Origin of the sequence: Pseudomonas sp. NPDC087612, from assembly GCF_044743505.1 — a bacterium.
Taxonomy (GTDB): domain Bacteria; phylum Pseudomonadota; class Gammaproteobacteria; order Pseudomonadales; family Pseudomonadaceae; genus Aquipseudomonas.
In genome coordinates this window covers 74,810-83,660 of record NZ_JBIUWO010000017.1, presented here as the reverse complement: position 1 = coordinate 83,660, position 8,851 = coordinate 74,810, and the positions used below count along the sequence as shown (strand labels likewise).

Annotated in this window: 7 protein-coding genes; 5 read left to right on the top strand and 2 right to left on the bottom strand. The window is 62.2% G+C overall.

The genetic code is table 11. From position 1 onward, the window contains the following. Positions 1 to 227: 227 nt before the first annotated feature. Together ACIOVF_RS27050 and ACIOVF_RS27045 are read right to left on the bottom strand one after the other, a co-directional pair. Positions 228 to 1,448 carry a CaiB/BaiF CoA transferase family protein gene (locus tag ACIOVF_RS27050; protein ID WP_401293896.1) on the bottom strand — a complete coding sequence of 407 codons (1,221 nt, stop codon included), beginning with the start codon at positions 1,446 to 1,448 and terminating at the stop codon, positions 228 to 230. 13 nt (positions 1,449 to 1,461) lie between these two features. Then, entirely contained in the window at positions 1,462 to 2,643 is a 1,182-nt protein-coding gene (locus ACIOVF_RS27045) for an acyl-CoA dehydrogenase (protein WP_045200593.1), read from the bottom strand. A 160-nt stretch (positions 2,644 to 2,803) separates the two neighbouring features. On the opposite strand from ACIOVF_RS27045, the gene ACIOVF_RS27040 reads away from it, so the two are divergent. The 5 genes from ACIOVF_RS27040 (at position 2,804) to ACIOVF_RS27020 (ending at position 8,713) form a co-directional block, all read left to right on the top strand. Beyond that, the gene (locus ACIOVF_RS27040; RefSeq protein WP_195885397.1) at positions 2,804 to 3,730 is read left to right on the top strand and encodes a LysR family transcriptional regulator; all 927 of its coding nucleotides are present in this window, start codon (positions 2,804 to 2,806) and stop codon (positions 3,728 to 3,730) included. A gap of 406 nt (positions 3,731 to 4,136) precedes the next feature. Further along, a complete protein-coding gene (locus tag ACIOVF_RS27035; RefSeq protein ID WP_010222584.1) occupies positions 4,137 to 5,258 on the top strand; it encodes a Re/Si-specific NAD(P)(+) transhydrogenase subunit alpha in 1,122 nt (373 codons plus the stop codon). Between the two features lie 11 nt (positions 5,259 to 5,269). Next, a complete protein-coding gene (locus tag ACIOVF_RS27030) occupies positions 5,270 to 5,602 on the top strand; it encodes an NAD(P) transhydrogenase subunit alpha (protein ID WP_038997786.1) in 333 nt (110 codons plus the stop codon). Positions 5,603 to 5,604: 2 nt separating this feature from the next. Further along, positions 5,605 to 7,041, top strand: a complete 1,437-nt coding sequence (locus ACIOVF_RS27025; protein ID WP_045200595.1) for an NAD(P)(+) transhydrogenase (Re/Si-specific) subunit beta — start codon at positions 5,605 to 5,607, stop codon at positions 7,039 to 7,041. A 178-nt stretch (positions 7,042 to 7,219) separates the two neighbouring features. Beyond that, positions 7,220 to 8,713 (top strand): acetyl-CoA hydrolase/transferase family protein, encoded by a 1,494-nt coding sequence (locus ACIOVF_RS27020; RefSeq protein WP_045200596.1) that lies wholly within the window; start codon positions 7,220 to 7,222, stop codon positions 8,711 to 8,713. Positions 8,714 to 8,851 lie beyond the last annotated feature (138 nt).

The window sequence follows — 8,851 nt, the reverse complement described above, 5'->3', positions numbered from 1 at the left end:
ACCTCCGGATGACCCTGGAACCGCTAACTCTTTGAAACTCAAGGAGTTTTCAGTTCCGACTGCGCCGGAAGTGGGGCGAATTATAGAGAGATCTGTGGGGGCGTCAAGGACTTATTTCAACTTTGTTTCAGCGGGGGCGTTTTGGCTATAAGCCACAAGCCGCAAGCTACAAGTAAAAGCCGCAGCACCGCGCCCAACTTGTAGCTTGCAGCTTACAGCTTGAAGCTTCAGACCACCTTGGTTAGCCGCAGGCGCTCGATCTCCGATGCCGCCAGGCCCAGCACTTCGCCGAGGATCTGCTCGGTATGCTCGCCCAGCAGCGGCGGTGCATGGCGATACTCCACCGGCGTCTCGGACAAGCGAATAGGGCTGGCCACCTGCGGCACCTGCCCGGCAAGCGGGTGTGGCATCTCGATTGCCAGGCCCCGGGCCTTGACCTGAGGGTCGGCAAACATCTGCGCCAGGTCGTTGATAGGCCCGCACGGAACCCCGGCCCGCTCCAGCTGCGCGACCCACTCAGCGGTGGTCTTGAACACCGTGGCCTGGCGGATCAGTGGAATCAGCTCGGCACGGTTGGCAACCCGCTGCTTATTAGTAGCAAAGCGCGGATCGTCTGCCCATTGCGGCTGGCCGGCAACCTCGGCGAACTTGCGGAACTGCCCGTCGTTGCCCACGGTAAGGATGAAGTCGCCGTCGGCAGTAGGGAAGTCCTGGTAAGGCACGATGTTCGGGTGCGCATTACCCAGGCGCCGCGGCGGCGTGCCGGTGGTGAGGTAGTTCATGGCCTGGTTGGCCAGGCAGGCAACCTGCACGTCCAACAGTGCCATATCGATGTGCTGGCCGCCGCCATCACGGTCACGATGGGCGAGGGCGGCCAGGATCGCCACGGTCGAATACAGCCCGGTGAGAATGTCGGTCAGCGCGACACCGACCTTCACCGGCCCCGCGCCGTCTTCCCCCTCCGGGCGCCCGGTCAGGCTCATCAGCCCGCCCAGGCCCTGGATCATGAAGTCATAGCCGGCGCGCTTGGCATAGGGCCCAGTCTGCCCGAAGCCGGTAACCGAGCAATACACCAGGCGCGGGTTGAGCGCCTTCAGGCTTTCATAGTCCAGCCCATAGGCTGCCAGGCCGCCGACCTTGAAGTTCTCGATCAACACGTCCGACTTTGCCGCCAGCTCGCGCACCAGGCGCTGGCCCTCGGGCTGGGTGAAGTCGATGGTCAGCGAACGCTTGTTGCGGTTGGCCGCCAGGTAGTAGGCAGCCTCGCTGGTGTTCTCGCCGTAAGCGTCCTTAAGGAAGGGCGGGCCCCAGGCGCGCGTATCATCGCCGCTGCCCGGACGCTCGACCTTGATCACTTCGGCGCCGAGGTCCGCAAGTATCTGCCCGGACCAGGGCCCGGCCAGCACTCGCGACAGATCCAGCACCCGCAGATGAGATAGCGCGCCCATGGCTCGCTCCTTATTAATAGAAGGACTGAATGCCGGTCTGCGCGCGACCGAGGATCAGCGCGTGGACGTCATGGGTGCCTTCATAGGTGTTGACCACCTCGAGGTTGACCAGGTGACGGGCCACACCGAACTCGTCGGAGATCCCGTTGCCACCGAGCATGTCACGGGCCATACGGGCGATGTCCAGGGCCTTGCCGCAGGAGTTGCGCTTCATGATCGAGGTGATTTCTACCGCAGCAGTGCCTTCGTCCTTCATCCGCCCCAGGCGCAGGCAGCCTTGCAGGGCCAGGGTGATTTCGGTCTGCATGTCGGCCAGTTTCTTCTGGATCAGCTGGTTGGCGGCCAGCGGGCGGCCGAACTGCTTGCGATCCAGGGTGTATTGGCGCGCAGTGTGCCAGCAGGCTTCAGCGGCGCCCAGGGCACCCCAGGAGATGCCATAGCGTGCCGAGTTCAGGCAGGTGAACGGGCCTTTCAGGCCGCGCACATCGGGGAAGATGTTCTCTTCCGGCACGAACACGTTGTCCATGACGATTTCGCCGGTGATCGAGGCGCGCAGGCCGACCTTGCCGTGAATCGCCGGGGCGCTCAGGCCCTGCCAGCCTTTTTCCAGAACAAAACCACGAATGTCGCCGGCGTCATCCTTGGCCCAGACCACGAACACGTCGGCGATCGGGCTGTTGGTGATCCACATCTTGCTGCCGCTCAGGCGATAGCCACCGTCGACCTTCTTGGCGCGGGTGATCATCGAGCCCGGGTCGGAGCCATGGTCTGGCTCGGTCAGGCCGAAGCAGCCAATCCATTCACCGCTGGCGAGCTTGGGCAGGTACTTCTGCTTGGTCGCCTCGGTGCCGAACTCGTTGATCGGCACCATGACCAGCGAGGACTGCACGCTCATCATCGAGCGGTAGCCGGAGTCGATACGCTCCACTTCCCGGGCAATCAGGCCGTAGCACACGTAGTTCAGGCCGCTGCCACCGTACTGCTCGGGAATGGTCGCGCCCAGCAGGCCGACTTCGCCCATCTCGCGGAAGATCGCAGGGTCGGTCTGCTCGTGACGGAAGGCCTCCAGCACGCGCGGGGCCAGCTTGTCCTGGGCGAACTGATAAGCGCTGTCACGCACCATGCGCTCTTCTTCAGTGAGCTGTTGGTCGAGCAACAGCGGGTCGATCCAGTTGAAGCTTGCTTTACCGGCCATGAGCGAATCCTCGAGAAATGGGACCAGAGTTGTTGTGCATTGATCCTAGGCCCGTTCCGGCGGCGAGACAAACGAGGATTGCGCATGCTCTTGTGATAATTTCTCACTTCGTAATGGCCGCAAAGGCCATCTCTACGCTCTATTAGTGAGGTTGATGTACATGCGGCGCAAGATCCCCAGCACAGCGGCCCTGGTCTGCTTCGAGGCCGCCGCCCGCCACGAGAGCTTTACCAAGGCTTCCCAGGAGCTGTCCCTGACCCAGGGCGCCGTATGTCGGCAAATCGCCGGGCTGGAGGAGTTTCTCAATGTCGAACTGTTTCGCCGCTCGCGCCGCGGGGTGAAGCTGACCGAAGCCGGGCTTTCCTACAGCCGCCGGGTCGCCACGCAGCTGGATGCGGTGGAGCGCGACACCTTATCGGTGATGGGCCAGCAGGGCGCCAACGTCATCGAACTGGCAGTGGTGCCTACCTTCGGCACCCAGTGGCTGCTACCCCGGCTCAAGGACTTCCAGCAGCGCCACCCGGAAGTCACGGTCAACCTGACCAACCGCACCCGGCCATTCCTGTTTGCCGATACCAGCTTCGACGCGGCGATCTACTTCGGCGATGCCGACTGGTCGGGTACCGAGTCCCATCGGCTGATGGGCGAGAACCCGGTGCCGGTGTGCAGCCCGGCATTGCTGGCCGGCAACCGGCAACTGAGCCCCGCGCAGATCGCCCAGCTGCCGCTGCTGCAGCAGACCACCCGGCCCTACGCCTGGCGCCAGTGGTTCAACAGCCTGGAAATGAACGTCGCTCGTGACATGACCGGCCCACGCTATGAGCTATTCTCGATGTTGGCACAGGCGGCCATGCACGAGATGGGCGTGGCACTGATTCCGCCCTTCCTGATCCAGCGCGAACTGGCAGAAGGGCGCCTGGTGGTGGCCAGCCCGCATGCGCTGTCGAGCATCAAGGCGTATTACCTGATGATCCCTGAGCGCAAGGTGGAGTCGGCTTCGCTGCGCGCTTTCCGCGATTGGCTGGTAGGGGAGGCGGGCCGCTACGCCGCAGCCCATAAGGATGACAGCTACAACCTGACCCCGTAGTCAATAAAACTGAAACCCTACAGATATAAGGAAATGTCGCATTTAGGCCAACTGTTTCAGGCACCCTCTGAAAAACCCTTAACCCTGCTGTTTATGCGGCCTTCACAGCATAAATCGCGCTTTCAGCCAGGCATTCAGCAAATTCGGCGGAAAATTTTCGAATTTTGCCGTAATCTCCCTGAAGCCCGCGCTTGGCGGGCTCCAGGCCTGTTATTGCGACATTCGGTCACAGGGTGACTTGTAGTTTGATTGCCGTCACCCTTCAAAACTGGTTGAAGCGATTCAGGAATCACCTGCAAAATGCCGCGCCCCGCCTGGATTCGGCGGGATCGTGCTGATCGGCCGCCCCAGCGCACCATCCGCAGTGCGCTGGTTTACCAACAAAAGATCACGCAGGAGAAATGACGTGCACATTGGTGTTCCTCTCGAAACGCAGACGGGCGAAACACGGGTTGCTGCAACCCCGGAAACCATCAAGAAACTGATTGGCCAGGGGCATCAGGTCACCGTCCAGAGCGGCGCCGGCATCAATGCCAGCGTTCCGGACAGTGCCTATGAAGCAGCAGGCGCCACTATTGGCAGCGCTGCCGATGCGTTTGGAGCTCAGCTGGTTCTCAAGGTTGTAGCCCCTGACGATAGCGAACTGGCCCAGATCAAGAGCGGCACCGTGCTGGTGGGTATGCTCAATCCGTTCAACAACGAAACCATCGCCAAGATGGCCGAGCGCGGCATCACCGCCTTTGCCCTTGAAGCGGCGCCGCGTACCTCGCGGGCGCAAAGCCTCGATGTGTTGTCGTCGCAGGCCAACATTGCCGGTTACAAGGCAGTGTTGCTGGCGGCTCACCACTATCCGCGCTTCATGCCGATGCTGATGACCGCTGCCGGTACTGTTAAGGCTGCGCGCGTGCTGATCCTCGGCGCCGGTGTAGCCGGGCTGCAGGCTATCGCCACAGCCAAGCGCCTGGGTGCGGTGATCGAAGCCTCGGACGTGCGTCCGGCGGTGAAGGAGCAGATCGAGTCGCTGGGCGCCAAGTTCATCGATGTCCCTTACGAGACCGATGAAGAGCGCGAGTGCGCCGAAGGTGTCGGCGGCTACGCCCGACCCATGCCGGCCAGCTGGATGCAGCGTCAGGCCCTGGCGGTGCACGAGCGCGCCAAGCAGGCCGATATCGTCATTACCACCGCACTGATCCCTGGCCGCAAGGCTCCGACCTTGCTCAGCGCCGAGACCGTGGCGCAGATGAAACCCGGCTCGGTGGTCATCGACCTCGCCGCAGCCCAGGGTGGCAACTGCCCGCTGACCGTCGCCGACCAGGTGGTGGTGGAGCAGGGCGTGACCATCGTCGGCCCGACCAACCTGCCAGCGCAGGTCGGCGCGGACGCCTCGGCGCTGTATGCACGCAACCTGCTCGACTTTATGAAGCTGCTGTTCGACAAGGACGGCGCGCTGACGATCAACCTCGAAGACGACATCGTCGCCGCGTGCCTGATGTGCCGCGACGGCCAGGTCATCCGCAAGAACGGATAAGGAGCCAGACAATGGAAGACATGCTGATCTCTCACGGCGTCTATAACCTGATCATCTTCGTGCTGGCGATCTATGTCGGTTACCACGTGGTCTGGAACGTCACCCCGGCACTGCACACGCCGTTGATGGCGGTCACCAACGCCATCTCCGCCATCGTCATCGTCGGCGCCATGCTGGCTGCCGCGCTGACCGTCACGCCGCTGGGCAAAACCATGGGCACCCTCGCGGTGGCCCTGGCAGCGGTCAACGTATTCGGCGGTTTCCTCGTCACCCGGCGCATGCTGGAGATGTTCAAGAAGAAAGCCCCAGGCAAGGGCGCAGCGAAGCAAGAGGGGCAGAAGTAAACATGAGCATGAACCTGGTAACACTTCTCTACCTTGTCGCCTCGGTGTGCTTCATCCAGGCACTCAAGGGCCTGTCGCACCCGACTACGTCACGGCGCGGCAACCTGTTCGGCATGCTCGGCATGGCTCTGGCGGTGATCACCACCGTCGGCCTCATCTATAAGCTGGGCGCAGAGCTGGCTACCGACGGCATCGGCTACGTGATTGTCGGTCTGCTAATCGGTGGTACTGCCGGCTCGATCATGGCCAAGCGCGTTGAAATGACCAAGATGCCCGAACTGGTCGCCTTCATGCACAGCATGATCGGCCTGGCCGCGGTGTTCATCGCCATTGCCGCGGTGGTCGAGCCGCAATCGCTGGGCATCGTTGCCAGCATCAGCGACCCGATCCCTACCGGTAACCGCCTTGAGCTATTCCTCGGCGCCGCCATTGGTGCGATCACCTTCTCAGGTTCGGTCATTGCCTTCGGCAAGCTCTCGGGCAAGTACAAGTTCCGCCTGTTCCAGGGCGCACCGGTACAGTTCAGCGGCCAGCACAAGCTGAACCTGGTTCTGGGTCTTGCCACCATTGGCCTGGGCCTGGTGTTCACCTTCACCGGCAGCTACAGCGCTTTCGCCCTGATGCTGATCCTGGCGTTCGTCATGGGCGTGCTGATCATCATCCCGATTGGCGGCGCCGACATGCCAGTGGTGGTGTCGATGCTCAACAGCTACTCGGGCTGGGCGGCAGCCGGTATCGGCTTCTCGCTGAACAACTCAATGCTGATCATCGCTGGCTCCCTGGTCGGTTCGTCTGGTGCGATCCTCTCGTACATCATGTGCAAGGCGATGAACCGTTCGTTCTTCAACGTGATCCTCGGCGGTTTCGGCGGCGCGACAGAAGCGGCCGGCCCGGCCGGTGCCAAGGAAGCCCGTCCGGTGAAATCCGGCTCGGCCGACGACGCCACCTTCCTGCTCAGCAACGCTGACACCGTGATCATCGTCCCCGGCTACGGCCTGGCGGTGGCCCGTGCCCAGCACGCGCTGAAAGAGCTGACCGAGAAGCTGACCCACAACGGCGTGACCGTGAAGTACGCGATCCACCCGGTGGCGGGGCGCATGCCCGGGCACATGAACGTACTGCTGGCCGAAGCCGAAGTGCCGTACGACCAGGTGTTCGAGATGGACGACATCAACTCCGAGTTCGGCCAGGCTGACGTGGTGCTGGTGCTGGGCGCCAACGACGTGGTCAACCCGGCGGCGAAGAACGATCCGAAGTCGCCAATTGCCGGCATGCCGATCCTCGAGGCGTTCAAGGCCAAGACCATCATCGTCAACAAGCGCTCGATGGCCAGCGGCTACGCCGGCCTTGATAACGAGCTGTTCTACCTGGACAAGACCATGATGGTCTTCGGCGACGCCAAGAAGGTCATCGAAGACATGGTCAAAGCGGTCGAATAAGCCGTTCAAACGGCTGTGACAAATAGCCCCAGCGCGGTACCGGCTGGGGCTTTTTCATGCCCGGCCAGCCGACAGAAGGCTCTATTTCAGGGCTTCGCATTCGACCTTGGTCGCGGGACGAAGCCAGGCGAAAACACTAGACTGCGCATCTAGCTTTAGTAGCCCGAGATAACAATCCATGTACCGTGATCGTATCCGCTTGTCCTCCCTGCACAGCAAGGTAATGAGTGCGGCTGATGCCGCTGGCCTGATCGAGGACGGCATGACCGTCGGCATGAGCGGTTTTACCCGCGCCGGTGAAGCCAAGGCGGTGCCCCATGCACTGGCCGAACGCGCCAAGCAGTCGCCACTGAAAATCAGCCTGATGACCGGCGCAAGCCTGGGCAACGACCTCGACAAGCAACTGACTGAGGCCGGCGTGCTGGCCCGGCGCATGCCGTTCCAGGTCGACAGCACCCTGCGCAAGGCGATCAACGCCGGCGAGGTCATGTTCATTGACCAGCACCTGTCGGAAACCGTCGAGCAGCTACGCAACCAGCAGCTCAAGTTGCCGGACATCGCGGTGATTGAAGCGGTCGCCATCACCGAACAGGGCCACATCGTGCCGACTACCTCGGTGGGCAACTCGGCCAGCTTCGCGATTTTCGCCAAACAGGTGATCGTCGAGATCAACCTGGCGCACAACGCCAACCTGGAAGGCCTGCACGACATCTATATCCCGACCTATCGTCCGACCCGTACGCCGATCCCGCTGGTAAAAGTCGATGACCGCATCGGCAGCACCGCAATCCCGATCGACCCGGCCAAGATCGTCGGCATCGTCATCACCGAGCAGCCGGACTCGCCGTCCACCGTACTGCCGCCAGACGACGAAACCCAAGGCATCGCCAACCACCTGATCAACTTCCTCAAGCAGGAAGTCGACGCCGGGCGCATGACCAACAAGCTCGGCCCGCTGCAAGCCGGTATCGGCAGTATCGCCAACGCGGTGATGTGCGGCCTGATCGACTCGCCGTTCGAAGACCTGACCATGTACTCCGAAGTACTCCAGGACTCGACCTTCGACCTGATCGACGCCGGCAAGCTGAGCTTCGCCTCGGGCAGCTCGATCACCCTGTCGACCCGCCGCAACGCCGACGTCTTCGGTAACCTGGAGCGCTATAAGGACAAACTGGTCCTGCGCCCGCAGGAAATCTCCAACCACCCTGAAGTGGTTCGCCGCCTGGGCATCATCGGCATTAACACCGCGCTAGAATTCGACCTGTACGGCAACGTCAACTCCACCCACGTCTGCGGCACGCGGATGATGAACGGCATCGGTGGCTCGGGCGACTTCGCCCGCAACGCGCACCTGGCGATCTTCGTCACCAAGTCGATTGCCAAGGGCGGGGCGATTTCCAGCGTGGTGCCGATGGTCAGCCACGTCGACCATACCGAGCACGACGTCGATATCCTCGTCACCGAGCAGGGCCTGGCTGACCTGCGCGGCCTGGCGCCACGCGAGCGTGCGCGGGTGATCATCGACAACTGTGTGCACCCGGATTACCGCGAGGCGCTGAACGACTACTTCACCCGCGCCTGCGAACGCGGCGGCCACACCCCGCACATCCTGCGCGAAGCCCTGGCCTGGCATGAAAACCTGGAAGAAACCGGGCGCATGCTCGCCGGCTGACCTGCACAGTGACCGGCCGGTTGTGCGCAATGCCAACCGGTCGGGCAACTGATGTATTTATCCAGACAAAAACTGTTCTACTGTACCGGTGATTTCACCGCCATTTTTCATCCTCTTGCCCCCTCTCTGATAAAAAAT